Source organism: Citrobacter sp. RHB35-C17, assembly GCF_013816795.1.
Lineage (GTDB): Bacteria > Pseudomonadota > Gammaproteobacteria > Enterobacterales > Enterobacteriaceae > Citrobacter_A > Citrobacter_A amalonaticus.
Genome location: NZ_CP057150.1, coordinates 3,955,223 through 3,970,635 on the forward strand (window position 1 = coordinate 3,955,223; position 15,413 = coordinate 3,970,635).

The 15,413-nt window shown below is 51.5% G+C and carries 16 protein-coding genes; 11 read left to right on the top strand and 5 right to left on the bottom strand.

What is annotated here, in order from left to right; all coding sequences use genetic code 11:
- The first annotated feature begins 138 nt into the window (after positions 1–138).
- Entirely contained in the window at positions 139–597 is a 459-nt protein-coding gene (locus tag HVZ37_RS18860; protein ID WP_044253912.1) for a YbaK/EbsC family protein, read from the top strand.
- A gap of 26 nt (positions 598–623) precedes the next feature.
- On the opposite strand, the gene bglJ is transcribed toward HVZ37_RS18860, so the two are convergent.
- From bglJ to pobA, 4 genes are all read right to left on the bottom strand, one after another.
- Positions 624–1,256: a DNA-binding transcriptional activator BglJ gene (bglJ, locus tag HVZ37_RS18865; RefSeq protein WP_044253909.1), complete on the bottom strand. Its 633-nt coding sequence runs from the start codon at positions 1,254–1,256 to the stop codon at positions 624–626.
- On the bottom strand, positions 1,217–1,939 hold the full coding sequence (locus HVZ37_RS18870) for a response regulator transcription factor (protein ID WP_042999325.1): 723 nt from the start codon (positions 1,937–1,939) through the stop codon (positions 1,217–1,219). The genes bglJ and HVZ37_RS18870 overlap by 40 nt, the downstream gene beginning before the upstream one ends.
- Positions 1,940–2,213: 274 nt before the next feature.
- Positions 2,214–3,089, bottom strand: coding sequence for a helix-turn-helix domain-containing protein (locus HVZ37_RS18875; protein WP_042999324.1), 876 nt, complete (start codon positions 3,087–3,089; stop codon positions 2,214–2,216).
- Between the two features lie 12 nt (positions 3,090–3,101).
- A complete protein-coding gene (pobA, locus tag HVZ37_RS18880; protein ID WP_181627878.1) occupies positions 3,102–4,289 on the bottom strand; it encodes a 4-hydroxybenzoate 3-monooxygenase in 1,188 nt (395 codons plus the stop codon).
- Between the two features lie 295 nt (positions 4,290–4,584).
- Between pobA and HVZ37_RS18885 the strand changes: the two genes are divergently transcribed.
- From HVZ37_RS18885 to opgB, 6 genes are all read left to right on the top strand, one after another.
- Complete coding sequence (locus HVZ37_RS18885; RefSeq protein WP_042999322.1) at positions 4,585–5,361, top strand: threonine/serine exporter ThrE family protein; 777 nt, start codon at positions 4,585–4,587, stop codon at positions 5,359–5,361.
- Complete coding sequence (locus HVZ37_RS18890; RefSeq protein ID WP_042999321.1) at positions 5,352–5,825, top strand: threonine/serine exporter; 474 nt, start codon at positions 5,352–5,354, stop codon at positions 5,823–5,825. Before HVZ37_RS18885 ends, HVZ37_RS18890 begins: the two co-directional genes overlap by 10 nt.
- A gap of 96 nt (positions 5,826–5,921) precedes the next feature.
- Positions 5,922–6,461, top strand: coding sequence for a primosomal protein DnaT (gene dnaT / locus HVZ37_RS18895; RefSeq protein WP_109739488.1), 540 nt, complete (start codon positions 5,922–5,924; stop codon positions 6,459–6,461).
- Between the two features lie 2 nt (positions 6,462–6,463).
- Complete coding sequence (gene dnaC / locus HVZ37_RS18900) at positions 6,464–7,201, top strand: DNA replication protein DnaC (RefSeq protein WP_109739489.1); 738 nt, start codon at positions 6,464–6,466, stop codon at positions 7,199–7,201.
- Between the two features lie 60 nt (positions 7,202–7,261).
- A complete protein-coding gene (locus HVZ37_RS18905; RefSeq protein WP_109739490.1) occupies positions 7,262–7,753 on the top strand; it encodes a DUF2501 domain-containing protein in 492 nt (163 codons plus the stop codon).
- Positions 7,754–8,025: 272 nt separating this feature from the next.
- Positions 8,026–10,317 (top strand): phosphatidylglycerol--membrane-oligosaccharide glycerophosphotransferase, encoded by a 2,292-nt coding sequence (gene opgB / locus HVZ37_RS18910; RefSeq protein ID WP_181627879.1) that lies wholly within the window; start codon positions 8,026–8,028, stop codon positions 10,315–10,317.
- A 57-nt stretch (positions 10,318–10,374) separates the two neighbouring features.
- Here opgB and HVZ37_RS18915 read toward each other — a convergent pair whose 3' ends face one another.
- A complete protein-coding gene (locus HVZ37_RS18915; RefSeq protein WP_181627880.1) occupies positions 10,375–11,397 on the bottom strand; it encodes a zinc-binding alcohol dehydrogenase family protein in 1,023 nt (340 codons plus the stop codon).
- A 139-nt stretch (positions 11,398–11,536) separates the two neighbouring features.
- On the opposite strand from HVZ37_RS18915, the gene HVZ37_RS18920 reads away from it, so the two are divergent.
- From HVZ37_RS18920 to HVZ37_RS18935, 4 genes are all read left to right on the top strand, one after another.
- Positions 11,537–12,442, top strand: coding sequence for a GntR family transcriptional regulator (locus HVZ37_RS18920; protein ID WP_042999316.1), 906 nt, complete (start codon positions 11,537–11,539; stop codon positions 12,440–12,442).
- A 171-nt stretch (positions 12,443–12,613) separates the two neighbouring features.
- Positions 12,614–13,585 (top strand): C4-dicarboxylate TRAP transporter substrate-binding protein, encoded by a 972-nt coding sequence (locus HVZ37_RS18925; protein WP_042999315.1) that lies wholly within the window; start codon positions 12,614–12,616, stop codon positions 13,583–13,585.
- 66 nt (positions 13,586–13,651) lie between these two features.
- The gene (locus HVZ37_RS18930) at positions 13,652–14,125 is read left to right on the top strand and encodes a TRAP transporter small permease (RefSeq protein WP_042999314.1); all 474 of its coding nucleotides are present in this window, start codon (positions 13,652–13,654) and stop codon (positions 14,123–14,125) included.
- Positions 14,122–15,393 (top strand): TRAP transporter large permease, encoded by a 1,272-nt coding sequence (locus HVZ37_RS18935; protein WP_044253891.1) that lies wholly within the window; start codon positions 14,122–14,124, stop codon positions 15,391–15,393. The genes HVZ37_RS18930 and HVZ37_RS18935 overlap by 4 nt, the downstream gene beginning before the upstream one ends.
- The last annotated feature ends 20 nt before the right edge of the window (positions 15,394–15,413 follow it).

The window sequence follows — 15,413 nt, forward strand, 5'->3', positions numbered from 1 at the left end:
TGTGAAGAGGATCGAAAAATCGCCCATGTTGCTGGTTTGTTACATTAAAATATTTACAGTACTGGAAGACTTATGCCAAATTACGCCAGCAGTTTTCTGAAGCGTTGAGGACTGTAGAAATGGTGTCAGGAGAATCAAATGAGTCTGCAATCGGTACGGCAATTTTTAGCCGAACATGCCCCGGATATTGAAATCATTGAATTAAATCAAAGCACCGCGACGGTTGAGCTGGCGGCAAAAGCGCATAACGTACAGCCCGGACAGATAGCGAAGACCCTTTCGTTGAAGGTTAAGGACGCTATCATCCTGGTCGTCGCCAAAGGCGATGCAAGACTGGACAATAAAAAACTCAAAAGCACTTTCGGTGCCAAAGCCCGTATGCTGAGCAGTGATGAAGTCGTCAACGCGACAGGACATCCCGTTGGCGGGGTTTGTCCTTTCGGGCTGGAAACCCCGTTGCCTGTTTATTGTGACGTCTCTTTACGATCGTTCACCGAAGTCCTTCCGGCCGCCGGTGCCACTCATAGCGCAGTGCGTATTACGCCAGAGCGCATGGCTGAGCTGACTTCCGCCACCTGGGTTGATGTGTGCCAGTAAACATCAACCCTTTGCTTTCGCGGCGATTAAAGCAGAATATCCGCCGCATGCAGTAAACTGGCGTCAGAATTGACGCCCAGTTTCGACATCACATTAAACTTGTGCGCCCGGATGGTTTTAATATTTCGCGCCAGTTCTGTCGCGATTTGCGGCATTGAATAACCGCAGGACATGAAGCGCAAAATCTCACGCTCTGTCGGGCTCAGCATACGACTCTGATTGAGATACCAGAGATTGCTGTTACTTTCGCTGATCCGCCGCGTACCGCCTAGCGCAGTAAATAACGCCTCCTGCAGCGCGGGGAGCGAAGCGGCTTTGCTCAGTACGCCATCCAACGGTAAGGGCGACAGTGCGCTGATTAAACGCGCTTCAACATCATCATCCGCGATCACCAGGCGACGCATGCCGGGATAATTTTCAGCCAGTTCGATCAGACTCATCAACCCCACCCGCCTGTCTTTTCTGATCGAGGAGAGAGAGAAAATAATGGCAGAAAAAGCAGTCGTACCCATCGCCTGTTGAAAATCATCCAGCGTCAAATAGAGGTGTAATTTATATTGGCTATCAAACGTTGCGTTAAATAAACTCTGAATACCAATACCACTCATAACACATTTTTCTATGAGTGCGACATTTCGCGTACAGTTTCTATTTTCCATTCTGCTGTCTCTCCATATACTGAAGGTAAATTCAGCTCCCTGGCTCCCTGAGAACTGTTAATCCATGCGTACATTTCCGCATTACTGTGTATTGATAATCGGCGCATCGCGCTATTTTTTTGGGCGCTGATGGTTTTGTTACTTTTTTTAAGTAATGCCGCAATCTGATTAATCCCCCAACCTTTCCCCAGCAGGCGCAGTACTTTTCGCTCTGATAGCGTTAAAAGAATGGCGTGAGAACCAAATTCCAGAGGTTCTAATTCTGGGGGTGACAACAGCATTTTGCTGATTCGGTCAGGGCTGCTGTGTCCCGAGCGGATAGTACTTACCAGACTCTCAATCGGTTCGACATCAGACAGCAGCGTACTGGAGGGGCGCATCAACAATTCGACCGCCTGCGCGTAATACGCGCGCGACACCATGAAAACCCAGTGGATATCACGGTATTGAGAAAGAAGTGCGTAGAATCGCTCGCAGACAGTGCGCGGGTGATGGCAGTCACCGGTTAAATCCACGATCACCAATTCCGTCCGACGCAGTTGTAGTGGCGTGAGTTCTTCTACGACACTACAGATGGTGAGTTCATACTCCGGGAAATGCAGTTGCATAACCCCGTGGAGTCCCGCTTGTATCACGGGAACTTTACTGATGACAATTCCGTTTTTGCAGCATCCTGGCAACATATATCCTCCATATTCATATGCTTTTATCTTTCTGTTATTAATGAATCGCATTTGAATTAACACATACAATTATGCAATACAAAAAACAAAACAATAGACAATATGAATTGTTTATCCCTGGTGTTTTAACGTTAATTCCGTAAAATGCGGTTATACAACTATCACGGGGTATAATACAAGTCGATATTGTCGATAGATACGTCGCATTCCAGAACAGGATATTAAACATTCTTATTTTATATATGAATTTTTTATTTATCCAAATTTGGACAAGCTATTTATTCTTAATATATTCCCGGTATGCCTTCGGAGACAACGCGGCGTGTTTTTTAAAGAAGCGGGAAAAATAGGTAACATCGCTGAATCCCAGATAGTCGGAGATCTGGCTTACCGTCATGCTGGTATATTGCAGGCTACGTTTGGCTTCGAGCATCAACCGCTGATGCAAAACGCTTAATGCACTGCAATGATGAAATTCACGGCATAACTGATTCAGGTAATTTGCGGAAAGCCCGATTCGATGCGCGTATTCTGCAAGGGGAAGATGTTCGCGATAGTGGCTCTCAATCTGCCGGGCAAAAAGGCGTATTGCGCTACGCCGGCGCGCCAGGGTGTCATTCGGTGGCTGAACCGGCAGACGCTGCCGACGAAGCCAGACCAGCAGCGCGCTCAGCAATGAAAACAGCATCATTTCCCGCGCCTCGTTATCCGTCTGATACTCCCTCTGCAAGGCGGAAAACAACGTGCGGATGTGGCTGCGAGACTGAGCCACCGGCACGCACTGAGGGGTAGTGAGCAATGACAACGGCTGTGGGAACTGAGACTCCAGGCGGCCAATCAGCGGTAACGCCAGAGAAAGAACGTAACCTTGCGTTCCGGGGGAAAAGCGAAAACCGTGGACACAAAGCGCAGGGACGACCTGAATACAGGCATCACGCATCACCGTCGTCTGCCCCTCGATTTCAATCGTTGCCTCCCCCCGATGCAAGTAGAGCAACTGGACGATCTCCGCATGCTGATGCACCCGAATATGCCACTCATATAAACTGCTGCGCTGATGAATTGATTCGCAGTGCAGCAGGTCGGGAGTGGGCCATCCCTGGTGTTCACCATACAATTTAAAAACAGGGACAATGTCAGCCGGTGGCATCATTTTTCCTCATTACTCACCAATCTTTTCGTAAGGCAGTCCGACATAGTTCTCCGCGATCGTCGTCAGTCCCGCTTGCGAGCCCAGATAGTACTGACGGTCCGCCTCCTGCATCTTGCGATCAAAATCGCTCTTTCCCTGAAAATCATGCAGCAGATGGGTCATAAACCAGCTGAAACGCTCCCCCTTCCATACCCGGTTCAGGGCCAGTCGGGAATAGGTCGCCAGCAGGTCGTTACGCCCGTGCTGATAGTACTGCGTCAAAATACGCCATAAATAATTCACATCAGACGCGGCCAGATTCAGTCCCTTTGCACCGGTCGGCGGCACGATATGCGCCGCATCACCAACCAGAAAGAGCTTGCCATATTGCATCGGTTCCACCACGTAGCTACGTAATGGTGCGATACTCTTTTCAAGTGAGTGACCAGTCACTAACTTCATGGCCAGTTCATCAGGCAGACGCCGTTTCAGCTCGCCCCAGAAACGCTCATCGCTCCAGGAGTCCACCTGCTCGCTGAGCGGGACCTGCAAATAGTAGCGACTTCGTGTTAGTGAGCGCTGACTACAAAGTACAAATCCGCGCTCATGATGCGCATAAATCAACTCCGGATTGACTGGCGGCGTATCGGCCAGCAGCCCCAGCCAACCAAACGGCCAGATGCTTTCGTATTCGCGAATGACATCACGCGGAATACTTTGTCGGGAAACGCCGTGGAATCCATCACACCCGGCAATGAAGTCGCACTCAATGCGGCACTTCTCCCCTTCTTTCTCAAACGTGACAAAAGGACGGTCACTTTTAGCACCGTGAATGTCTACCTGCTGAACGCCATAAATCGTAGGCGCACCACAGTCGCTACGCGCTTGCATCAGGTCCCGTGTGACTTCCGTTTGTCCGTAGACCATCACGCTTTTGCCGCCGGTCAATTCACTCAGCGCGACGGGAATGCGTTTGCCATCAAAAATAAACTCAACGCCATGATGTACGAGACCTTCGCTGTCCATGCGCTGCGCCACACCAGCTTCCCGCAAAAGCGAAACCGTCCCACTCTCGAGGATCCCCGCCCGGATGCGCCCCAGCACATACTCCGGCGTCTGACGTTCAATGATGAGTGTGCGGATCCCCACCTTATGCAGTAATTGCCCCAGTAGCAGGCCGGAAGGTCCTGCCCCAATAATTGCGACCTGAGTTTTCATCACATTCCTCGTCTGCATCGTTGATTATTTGTTTAATCAATGTTGAATAAAAGTTTCAAATTGCATTTTTGATAAGCAGACACAGAAAAAGAAGGGCTAAATGCGGTTAAAAATTGCACTTTTCACCGATTTAGCAAAACTGTGGCGCAGTTCAAATTCCGACCGCCGTAGAGCGGGTTCTTTTTTCAACAGAAAGATTGATCTCAGCCGGAGCCAAAAAACGCGCACTTCGTGATACAAAGATGTCTTTCGTCATTCGACAGTACGTAACGCGTCTTTTCAGCCAGGGCGAGTCATGCAAGAAGAGCAGTCATTACAGCGAACGGTTACACGGTTATGCATTCAGTGTGGGCTTTTTTTACTGCAACACGGCGCGGAGAGCGCGTTGGTTGATGAACTCTCTACCCGACTTGGGCTGGCATTGGGGATGGACAGCGTCGAAAGCGCTATCTCCTCCAATGCTATCGTTCTGACCACTATTAAAGATGGGCAATGCCTGACCTCCACGCGAAAAAACCAGGATCGCGGCATTAATATGCATGTGGTCACTGAGGTTCAGCACATCGTCATTCTCGCCGAACATAAGCTGCTGGATTACAAAGGCGTCGAGAAACGTTTCAGCCAGGTCAGGCCCCTGCGCTATCCGCGCTGGCTGGTCGCGTTGATGGTCGGTCTCTCCTGCGCCTGCTTCTGTAAGCTGAATAACGGCGGTTGGGACGGCGCGGTGATTACCTTTTTTGCCAGCATGGTGGCTATGTATATTCGTCAAATCCTGGCGCATCGTCATTTGCATCCACAGATCAACTTTTGCGTCACGGCTTTTGTCGCGACCACCATTTCCGGCCTGATGTTACACCTTCCCGCCTTTAGCCAGACGCCCACGGTGGCGATGGCCGCCAGCGTCCTGCTGCTGGTTCCCGGTTTTCCGCTGATCAACGCGGTGGCGGATATGTTTAAAGGACACATCAATACCGGTCTGGCGCGCTGGGCGATCGCCAGCTTGCTGACGCTCGCAACCTGCGTGGGCGTGGTCATGGCGCTGACACTTTGGGGGCTTCGCGGATGGGTATAATCGATTTCATTCTCGCGCTGATGCAGGACATGCTGCTTTCCGCGATCCCGGCACTGGGGTTTGCGATGGTCTTTAACGTCCCCCACCGCGCCCTGCCCTGGTGCGCGCTGCTCGGTGCGCTCGGTCACGGTTCGCGTATGGTGATGATGACCGCCGGGTTTAATATTGAATGGTCAACGTTTGTTGCCTCGCTGCTTGTCGGCAGCATCGGCATCCAATGGTCGCGCTGGTATCTGGCGCATCCCAAAGTGTTTACCGTTGCGGCGGTGATCCCGATGTTCCCCGGAATTTCAGCCTACACGGCAATGATCTCTGCGGTGAAAATCGGCCACTTCGGCTACAGCGAACCGTTGATGATTACGCTGCTGACCAATTTCCTGAAAGCCTCGTCGATTGTGGGCGCGCTTTCGATCGGACTCTCCGTGCCCGGCTTGTGGCTCTACCGAAAACGCCCACGCGTTTAATCGCCGCGGCAGGCGCATCCCTGCCGCTCCTCCTCATCGGTGTGTTACTATAGAAGCAGTGTCCCTTCTCGGTTGTAGTCGGTATTGAGAAACGTTATGTCATCCAGAATTTTGACCCCGGACGTCATTGGTATTGACGCCTTATTACACGATCACCAGACGGTGCTGGCGAAGTCTGAAGCTGGCGCGGTGGCGGTGTTTGCCAATAACGCCCCGGCTTTTTATGCGCTGACCCCCGCACGCCTGGCGCAACTGCTGGCGCTCGAAGAAAAGCTCGCTCGTCCTGGGAGCGATGTGACGCTGGATGCACAGTTTTATGAAGAACCGCAACCGGTGCCGGTCGCCGTACCGCTGGGGAAATTCGCCATGTATCCCGCCTGGCAGCCGGATGCCGACTTTCAGCGTCAGGCCGCACTGTGGGGCGTGGCGTTAAGAGAGCCGGTCACCGCTGAAGAGCTGGCTTCGTTCGTGACTTACTGGCAAGCGGAAGGCAAAGTGTTTCATCATGTGCAGTGGCAGCAAAAACTGGCGCGCAGCGTCCAGATCGGCCGCGCAAGCAACGGCGGCCTGCCGAAGCGCGATGTGAACACGATCTCGGAAATTGATACTCGTATTCCGCCAGGCTTTAGGGGGTAATAATGAAAAACGTTGGCGATCTAATGAAACGTCTGCAAAAAATGATGCCCGCCCATATCGAACCGGCGTTCAAAACGGGTGAAGAGCTGCTGGCATGGCAGAAGGAGCAAGGTGAAATTCGTGCCGCCGCACTGGCTCGCGAAAACCGGGCGATGAAAATGCAGCGCACTTTTAACCGTTCCGGCATCCGTCCATTACATCAAAACTGCTCGTTCGATAACTACCACGTTGAGAATGATGGTCAGATGAATGCCTTAAGCAAAGCACGACAATATGTTGAAGCTTTCGATGGTAATATAGCGGGCTTTATTTTTTATGGTAAACCAGGTACTGGGAAAAACCACCTGGCTGCGGCAATCTGCAACGAGCTGCTGCTGCGCGGGAAGTCAGTGCTGATAATCACCGTGGCGGACATCATGTCGGCGATGAAAGAGACGTTCAGCAATCGCCAAACCAGCGAAGAGCAGTTGCTCAACGATTTGAGCAATGTTGATCTGCTGGTCATCGATGAAATTGGTATGCAAACCGAATCACGCTATGAAAAGGTGATCATCAACCAGATCGTCGATCGTCGTTCCTCTTCAAAGCGCCCGACTGGCATGCTCACTAACAGTAGTATGGAAGAGATGACCAAACTGCTGGGTGAACGCGTGATGGATCGCATGCGATTGGGCAACAGCTTGTGGGTAACTTTCGATTGGGACAGTTTCCGCAGTCGGGTAACCGGCAAAGAGTATTAAGACCATTCTTAGACTGAGCGGCGCTATACTCCGACAAAGTTCTATACACGAGTAATCACAATGAAAACGACAAAACGTTTGCTGTGCTGCGCGATCGCGGCCAGCGCCTGCTTCGCAGCCAGTACTTTCGCCGCCTCATGGCAAGACTCGCTCTCCAGCGCCGCCAGCGAACTGAGCAAGCAGAGTACCACCTCATCGCAAAGCGGCACCTCGCTCTCTTCCCTGACCAGCCTGCTGAACGGCGGCAACCAGGCGCTGAGTGCGAACAATATGAATAACGCCGCCGGGATTTTGCAATACTGCGCGAAGCAGAAGCTGGCGTCCGTTACCGATGCGGAAAATGTGAAAAATCAGGTACTGGATAAGCTTGGCCTCGGCGCTACCGAGCAAAAGCAGGACACCAACTATCTGGACGGCATTCAGGGTCTGCTCAATACCAAAGACGGTCAGCAGCTTAACCTGAACAATATCGGCAGCACGCCGCTCGCAGAAAAGGTGAAAACCAAAGCCTGCGACCTGGTACTCAAACAGGGTATGAACTTTATTTCCTGATCCCCGACGCCGCGTTTTGGTCGTTTTCCGCCAGTCGCGGCGCTTCTCCCCCCTTTTCGCCCTTCTTTCATGCTCATCCCAGGCATGGCGGGAAGTGACGGCGATCAAAAAAGCCTCTTTCTAAACCAATTCTGAATAACAAGGTAATTAAATGTCACTAGAATTGCAGCTAAGTGACAACCCCATTACATTGTACTTTCTGTAAACGCTAATCTGCCAGTCGAAGGCCTGGTTTAAAGCCTAATCACAAGGCTATTTGTGAGGATCGTCCGTTGTCTGAGTTACTCTCCATCGCGCTGTTTCTTGCCTCTGTATTGATTTATGCCTGCAAAGCGGGTCGCAACACCTGGTGGTTTATCGCTACCCTGACGGTGCTGGGACTTTTTGTGATTCTGAATATCACGCTTTTCGCCAGCGACTATTTCACCGGTGATGGAATTAACGATGCCGTACTCTACACGTTGACGAACAGTCTGACAGGGGCCGGTGTCGGCAAATACATTCTGCCGGGCATCGGCATTGCATTAGCGCTCGTGGTGGTCTTTGGCACGCTGGGCTGGGTGCTGCGTCGTCGTCGCCATCATCCCCACCATTTTGGTTACAGCCTGCTGGCACTGCTGTTGGCGCTGGGCTCCGTCGATGCCAGCCCGGCATTTCGTCAGATAAGCGAGCTGGTTAAATCTCAAACCCGCGAGGGCGATCCCGATTTCGCGGCCTACTATAAAGAACCGGCGAAAAGCATCCCCAATCCGAAACTGAATCTGGTGTACATCTACGGTGAAAGCCTGGAGCGTACCTATTTCGACAATGAGGCCTTCCCGGAACTCACCCCGGAACTCGGCGCGTTGAAAAACGAAGGCATGGATTTCAGCCATACCCAGCAGTTACCGGGTACAGACTACACCATCGCCGGAATGGTCGCTTCCCAGTGCGGCATTCCCCTGTTCGCGCCGTTTGAAGGCAACGCGTCAGCGTCAGTCTCCAGCTTCTTCCCGCAAAATATCTGCCTCGGGGATATCCTGAAAAACTCCGGCTATCAAAACCACTTTGTGCAAGGGGCAAACCTGCGTTTTGCCGGGAAAGACGTGTTCCTGAAGTCCCACGGCTTCGATTATCTGTATGGCGCCGAAGAGTTAAAAAGCGTCGTCGCCGATCCGAATTACCGCAATGACTGGGGCTTCTATGACGATACGGTACTGGATGAAGCGTGGAAGAAGTTCGAAGAGCTCTCCCGTTCCGGCCAGCGTTTTTCGTTGTTTACCCTGACCGTCGATACCCATCATCCGGACGGCTTTATCTCACGTGCCTGTCAGCGAAAACGCTATGATTTCGACGGTAAACCTAACCAGTCTTTTAGCGCCGTCAGCTGTAGCCAGGAAAATATCGCGGCATTTATCAATAAAATCAAAGCATCACCGTGGTTTAAAGATACGGTGATCGTGGTCTCTTCGGACCATCTGGCGATGAACAACAGCGCATGGAAATACCTGAACAAACAGGACCGCAACAATCTGTTTTTCGTGATTCGTGGCGACAAGCCTCAGCAGGAGACGCTGGCGGTCAAACGTAACACCATGGATAACGGCGCCACGGTGCTGGATATTCTCGGCGGCGATAACTTTATTGGCCTGGGGCGTAGTAGCCTGTCAGGTCAGTCGATGTCGGAAGTGTTCCTCAACAGCAAAGAAAAGATCCTCGCCATGAAGCCGGACATCATTCGCCTGTGGAACTTCCCGAAAGAGATGAAAGATTTCACCGTCGACCGGGATAAAAATATGATCGCCTTCTCCGGCAGCCATTTCCGTCTGCCGCTGCTGCTGCGGGTGTCGGATAAGCGCGTCGAGCCACTGCCGGAAAGTGAATACTCCGCTCCGCTGCGCTACCAGCTTGCCGACTTTGCCCCACGCGATAACTTCGTCTGGGTCGATCGCTGCTACAAGATGGGCCAGTTGTGGTCACCGGAACTGGCGCTCTCAACCGACTGGTGTGTCTCGCAGGGGCAGCTTGGCGGCGAGCAAATCGTCCAGCATGTTGATAAAGCGCAGTGGAAAGGTAGGACGGCCTTTAAAGACACAATGATCGACATGGAACGCTATAAAGGCAACGTCGATACCCTGAAAATTGTCGACAACGACATCCGCTATAAAGCCGACAGCTTTATCTTCAACGTGGCAGGCGCGCCGGAAGAGGTGAAGCAGTTCAGCGGGATTTCTCGTCCGGAATCCTGGGGACGCTGGTCTAACGCGCAACTGGCAGAAGAAGTGAAGATCGAGTACAAACAGCCGCTGCCGAAAAAATTCGATCTGGTGATCACCGCGAAAGCCTTCGGCGACAATGCGAATCGCCCCATTCCGGTGCGCGTAGGCAAGGAAGAGCAGACGCTGGTGCTAGGTCACGATGTCACCACCACCACGCTGCATTTCGACAACCCGACAGAGGCCGATACGCTGGTGATTGTCCCGCCCGATCCGGTCCCGACCAACGAAGGCAACATCCTCGGTCACTCGCCGCGTAAGCTGGGGATCGGAATGGTTGAAATCAAAGTGGTCAGCGCTCAGGGCTGACCACCGACAATAAAAAAAACAGCGCCCAACACCACTCCGGGCGCTGCATGGCAATCGTCAGAACGTAATCACTCCTTTGATCAACGCCCGGTTGTTAATCACATCCTGTTCGAAGATCTTCGCAAGCTGGCTGAACGGATAGCGATGCGTAAGCATCATTTCAGCGCTCAGTTTGCCTTCTGCCATCAGTCGTCCCACTTTCGCAAAATCCTCCGGCGTGGCGTTACGGCTACCCATCATGGTGGTCTCTTTCTTGTGAAATTCCGGGTCAGAGAACTGCAAGTCGCCTTTAAACAGCCCGACAAAAACGATGGTGCCGCCGTGGCGGATCAGGTTAACGCTATTGTTCATGGCATGCGGGTTCCCCGTCGCATCAAGCACTTTCTGCGCCAGTGAACCGCCAAACAGCGCGCGCAGTTGAGCCTCAAAATCTGCCGCAGAGGGATCCACTACCGGCAGGTCAAGACGAGAAGCAACGTGTTCGCGACGTGCAGCGCTGGTATCGGCCACCACCACCTGCGCCCCTTCTGCTTTGGCAATGGCCGCCGCGCCAATCCCAATCGGTCCGGCTCCGACGACCAATACCTGCTCACCGGGGGCGATAGCGGCACGGCGTACCGCATGCGCGCTAATCGCGTAAGGCTCGATCAACGCCGCAGCCTGAGGATCAATCCCCTCCGCCAACAGCAGATTGGTCGCCGGCACGCTGAGATACTCGCTAAACCCCCCATCCTGATGCACGCCGATCACCGAGATCTTCTCGCAGCAGTTCGTTCGTCCTCCCAGGCACGCCGGACACTGCTGACAGGCGACATACGGGATCACCGCTACCTGTTGACCCACTTTAAACTGCGTCACCTTCTCGCCGAGCGTCACAATATCCCCACATATTTCATGGCCTAACACGCGCGGATAGCTAAAAAAAGGTTGATTACCTCCCCAGGCATGAATATCGGTTCCGCAAATACCGACAGACTTAATTTTAATTAGCGCTTCCTGTTTATCCGGAATTGGAATTTCGCGTTTCTCATGAATTAATTTTTTGGGTTCCTGGCAAATCAACATATTCATTGTGGACATCGTTATGCGCTCCTGTTTCTTTGTTGCTTCAGATATTGATGAAAATAGAAATAGCCGCGTAACGAGAAAGCTAATTTGTGAAACTCTGCGCATTAAAATGTTTTAAATCGGGTTTTAATGCAGTCAAAAGGAGATCCCGATGAGCCGTTCGCAAAATTTACGTCACAATGTTATTAACCAGGTGATCGATGATATGGCGCGCGGCCACCTTCCTTCACCGTTGCCGTCGCAAAGCGCCTTAGCTGAGATGTACAACATCAGCCGTACCACCGTGCGCCACATGCTGAACCACCTCAGCGAGTGCGGCGTGCTGACTCTGGTCGGCAACGACCACGTCATTACCCGAAGCCCCGAACATGATGATGGTTTTGCCTGTACCACCGCCTCCATGGCCGAGCAGAACCGTATTTTTGAGCAGGCGTTTTATACGATGATTAACCAACGCCAGCTTCGCGCTGGCGAGACGTTCTCTGAACTTCAACTGGCCAGAGCGGCTGGGGTCAGCCCGGTGGTGGTACGAGAATACCTTTTAAAATTTGGACGTTACGATCTCATCCAGAGCGAGAAACGCGGCCAATGGAGCATGAAAAAGTTCGATCAGTCCTATGCAGAACAGCTTTTTGAGCTGCGTGAGATGCTGGAAACCCATGCGCTACAGCATTTTCTCAATCTGCCGGATGACGATCCGCGCTGGCTGCAGGCCAAAATGCTGCTGGAACGCCACCGTACGCTGCGCGACAGCGTCGGCAGCGACTTCCGTATGTTCTCCCTGCTGGACCGTGATTTTCACGCACTGCTGCTCTCCGCTGCCGATAATATATTTTTTAATCAATCGCTTGAGATTATTTCAGTGATCTTCCATTTCCATTACCAGTGGGATGAGCGCGATCTTAAACAACGCAATATCATCGCCATTGATGAGCACATGACCATCCTCAGCGCGCTGATTTGCCGCAGCGATCTCGATGCGCTCCTTGCACTGCGTAACCACCTGAATACGGCGAAGCAATCGATGATTCGCTCTATTCGACAAGAAAACGAGTAAATTAAAAACACATTAAAAACAACAAACCTTTAGCAAGAGCACGATTTCATACAACGCATACAGCACCATGATGACTTTCTGCTTACTTTCTGATTAGGCAGGATTCACTCTGAATTTTTTCGCCAGTAAAAAAGTTGGTTTTATTCGTTGACCCCTGGGAGCAAGTAGAAAATGAACAAGATAATAGCCGTGCTGATTACTGTTTGTACTTTTTTTCTGCCATTCACCATTCAGGCTAAACCGCTTTCTATTAAAGTCGCATATGAGAATAATCCAGGCGAGCCATTAGATGTGGTGATGCGCTACTGGGCTGACATTCTGAATAAAAAAAGTAATGGAGAAATAACCCTGGTTCTCTATCCCAGCTCACAGCTAGGGTCAAAACAAGATGTGACTGAACAAGCCATGATGGGAATGAACGTCATCACGCTCACCGACGTGGCTTTCCTTGCCGATTATGAACCTGATTTAGGTATTTTGTTTGGACCTTATCTGACTGACGATCCGCAAAAACTCTTCAAAATCTATGAGAGCGATTGGTTCCGTCAAAAAAATGAAGACCTGAAGAAAAAAGGGATTCATGTGGTGATGAACAATTATCTGTACGGCACCCGTCAGATTATTTCTAAAAAACCGATTCGCAAAGTGGAAGATCTGGCGGGGATGAAAATCCGCGTACCAAATAACGTCATGCAAATTAAAGCCATTCAGGCAATGGGCGCCACGCCAACCCCTATGCCGCTGGGTGAAGTTTACCCTGCACTGACTCAGGGCGTTATTGATGGCGTTGAAAACCCGATTTCTGTTCTGCAAGGGCAAAAATTGTTTGAGCAGGCAAAATATCTGTCGATGGTCAATTACCTGACCAACACCTCGGTATGGATTGGTGGCGAAGCCTTTTTCAGTACGCTCTCTCCTGAGCAGCTGGAATTGATTCACTCAACGGGTTATGAAGCAGGTCTCTATAGCCAGAAATTAACGATTGAACGCGACGCCGAAATGCTGAAGGCCATGGAAGCGGAAGGCGTCGAAGTAATTTACCCGGATACTGAAGCATTCCGCCAGAAAGCTCGCGACGTGTACACGCAATTCCCGGAGTGGACGCCGGGTTTGTATGAAACCATTCAACAGCAACTGCAATAAATACAGGCCCAGATCGCCCTAAACCTTTTTTTCTCAAGGCCAGGGCGACTCTCTGAAGGAGGATTAATGCGTTTCTTTGGCAAGCTTGTAGAACTGAGCGCAGCACTGGCACTGTTTATCCTGGTGATAATGACCATTGCCGCCGTATTCATGCGCTATTTTGTCGGACAGCCCATTCAATGGACCGAGGAAATGTCCGGACTGCTGATGATTTGGGTAGTGATGTTGGGGGGCGTGGTGGCTGAGCGCGACCGGGCGCATCTGACGATTCCTTTTGTCGTCGATATGCTCCCGCATAAAATCAAACGCATTATTGCCTCGCTGGTTGCCGTGCTGTCCATCGGATTGCTGGTTTATATGGCCTGGCTGGGTTATCGACTGGCGGAAATGGCGCAGTACAAGGTCACGCAAATCTTAAAAGTGTCCTGGTTCTGGATTGATGTCGCCGTTCCGGTCGGTACCCTGGCAACGGCAGCGTACACGCTCTACTGGTTAATTAATGACGTTAAACAGGCCGATGTCGGTGAGGAAAAACAATGAGCTGGTTATTAATTATTCCACTAATGATCGTGTGCTTATTTCTGAATATTCGTGTTTATCTGGCAATGTTTATCGGCATTATTGCCTATTTCCTCTTCTTTTCCACGGTTCCGATTGAAATTGCGGTTCAGCGTTTGATTGCGCCCACCCAAAGCCCATCCCTGCTGGCAATACCCTTCTTTATCCTGTTGGGTACGCTGATGAGTTATACCGGTATTGCAGAACGTATCCTGCAGGTGGCGAATATTCTGGTCGGTAAAATGCGGGGCGGACTCGGTGTCGCTAATATTCTGGTCAGTACCATGATGGGAGGGGTCAGCGCCTCAAACCTGGCCGACGCAGCGATGCTGTCACGCATGATGGTCCCCGAGATGGAGCGTAAAGGCTACAACCGCGCCTTTGCAGCGGCGATCACCGCCGGGGGCTCGCTTGTCACCCCGATTATCCCACCGGGAATTGCCCTGATTATTTATGGGCTGGTGGCAGACGTCTCCATCGGGAAAATGTTCATGGCTGGTCTGATTCCGGGCCTGCTCTGTGCGGTGTTGTTAATGTTTACGGTTTATCTGGTTGCCCGTAAAACCAACGCTAAGCCCTCACGCGACACCTGGCCTACCGGTAAGGAAGCGCTCTTCTCGCTTGGGCAGGCATGGCCCGCTCTGTTTTTGATTTTTGCCGTCGTCGGGGGGATTCGCGCCAATATCTTCACCCCAACAGAAGCCGGTGCGGCAGCGGTGCTCATCGTGTTGATTATCGGTTTCTTCATTTATCGTCAAATGACTCTCGGCCATGTCGTGAAAGCGCTGGGAGAAACGGCACGGGCAACGGCATCGGTCATGTTAGTCATCATGGCAAGTGCCGCGCTCGGTTGGATCTTCTCAATGGAACATGCTGGCGTCGCGGTGGCGAACTTTGTCACGACGCTGACAGAAAACAAATACATATTCCTGTTAATTATCAATATTCTTTTGCTAACACTGGGGATGTTTCTTGAAGGGAATGCCATTCTGCTGATTCTGGTTCCCTTGCTTAAACCTGTCGTGGCGCATTTTGGAATCGACCCGGTACACTTCGGTATCATCATGATTTTCAACCTTTCTATTGGCGCCTTCACGCCGCCGGTTGGTACCGTCATGTTACTGGTCTGCAATATTACGCAGGTTTCCGTCGGTCAGTTTTTCCGCCAGTCTCTACCGTTACTGGGTACCTTGTTACTCATGCTGATGTTGGTGACCTACATACCGGCTATTTCGTTATTTCTCGTCTAATCTGTTAACCCCATAGTGTC

What these genes read in the sequence shown, in the direction of transcription:
- pobA (WP_181627878.1), bottom strand. Translation starts at nt 4,289, where the DNA reads ATGAAAACTCAGGTCGCAATTATTGGGGCAGGACCTTCCGGCCTGCTA.
- HVZ37_RS18870 (WP_042999325.1), bottom strand. Translation starts at nt 1,939, where the DNA reads ATGTTGCCAGGATGCTGCAAAAACGGAATTGTCATCAGTAAAGTTCCC.
- HVZ37_RS18935 (WP_044253891.1), top strand. Translation starts at nt 14,122, where the DNA reads ATGAGCTGGTTATTAATTATTCCACTAATGATCGTGTGCTTATTTCTG.
- HVZ37_RS18905 (WP_109739490.1), top strand. Translation starts at nt 7,262, where the DNA reads ATGAAAACGACAAAACGTTTGCTGTGCTGCGCGATCGCGGCCAGCGCC.
- HVZ37_RS18915 (WP_181627880.1), bottom strand. Translation starts at nt 11,397, where the DNA reads ATGTCCACAATGAATATGTTGATTTGCCAGGAACCCAAAAAATTAATT.
- HVZ37_RS18890 (WP_042999321.1), top strand. Translation starts at nt 5,352, where the DNA reads ATGGGTATAATCGATTTCATTCTCGCGCTGATGCAGGACATGCTGCTT.
- HVZ37_RS18930 (WP_042999314.1), top strand. Translation starts at nt 13,652, where the DNA reads ATGCGTTTCTTTGGCAAGCTTGTAGAACTGAGCGCAGCACTGGCACTG.
- dnaC (WP_109739489.1), top strand. Translation starts at nt 6,464, where the DNA reads ATGAAAAACGTTGGCGATCTAATGAAACGTCTGCAAAAAATGATGCCC.
- HVZ37_RS18875 (WP_042999324.1), bottom strand. Translation starts at nt 3,089, where the DNA reads ATGCCACCGGCTGACATTGTCCCTGTTTTTAAATTGTATGGTGAACAC.
- bglJ (WP_044253909.1), bottom strand. Translation starts at nt 1,256, where the DNA reads ATGGAAAATAGAAACTGTACGCGAAATGTCGCACTCATAGAAAAATGT.
- HVZ37_RS18885 (WP_042999322.1), top strand. Translation starts at nt 4,585, where the DNA reads ATGCAAGAAGAGCAGTCATTACAGCGAACGGTTACACGGTTATGCATT.
- HVZ37_RS18860 (WP_044253912.1), top strand. Translation starts at nt 139, where the DNA reads ATGAGTCTGCAATCGGTACGGCAATTTTTAGCCGAACATGCCCCGGAT.
- HVZ37_RS18925 (WP_042999315.1), top strand. Translation starts at nt 12,614, where the DNA reads ATGAACAAGATAATAGCCGTGCTGATTACTGTTTGTACTTTTTTTCTG.
- dnaT (WP_109739488.1), top strand. Translation starts at nt 5,922, where the DNA reads ATGTCATCCAGAATTTTGACCCCGGACGTCATTGGTATTGACGCCTTA.
- HVZ37_RS18920 (WP_042999316.1), top strand. Translation starts at nt 11,537, where the DNA reads ATGAGCCGTTCGCAAAATTTACGTCACAATGTTATTAACCAGGTGATC.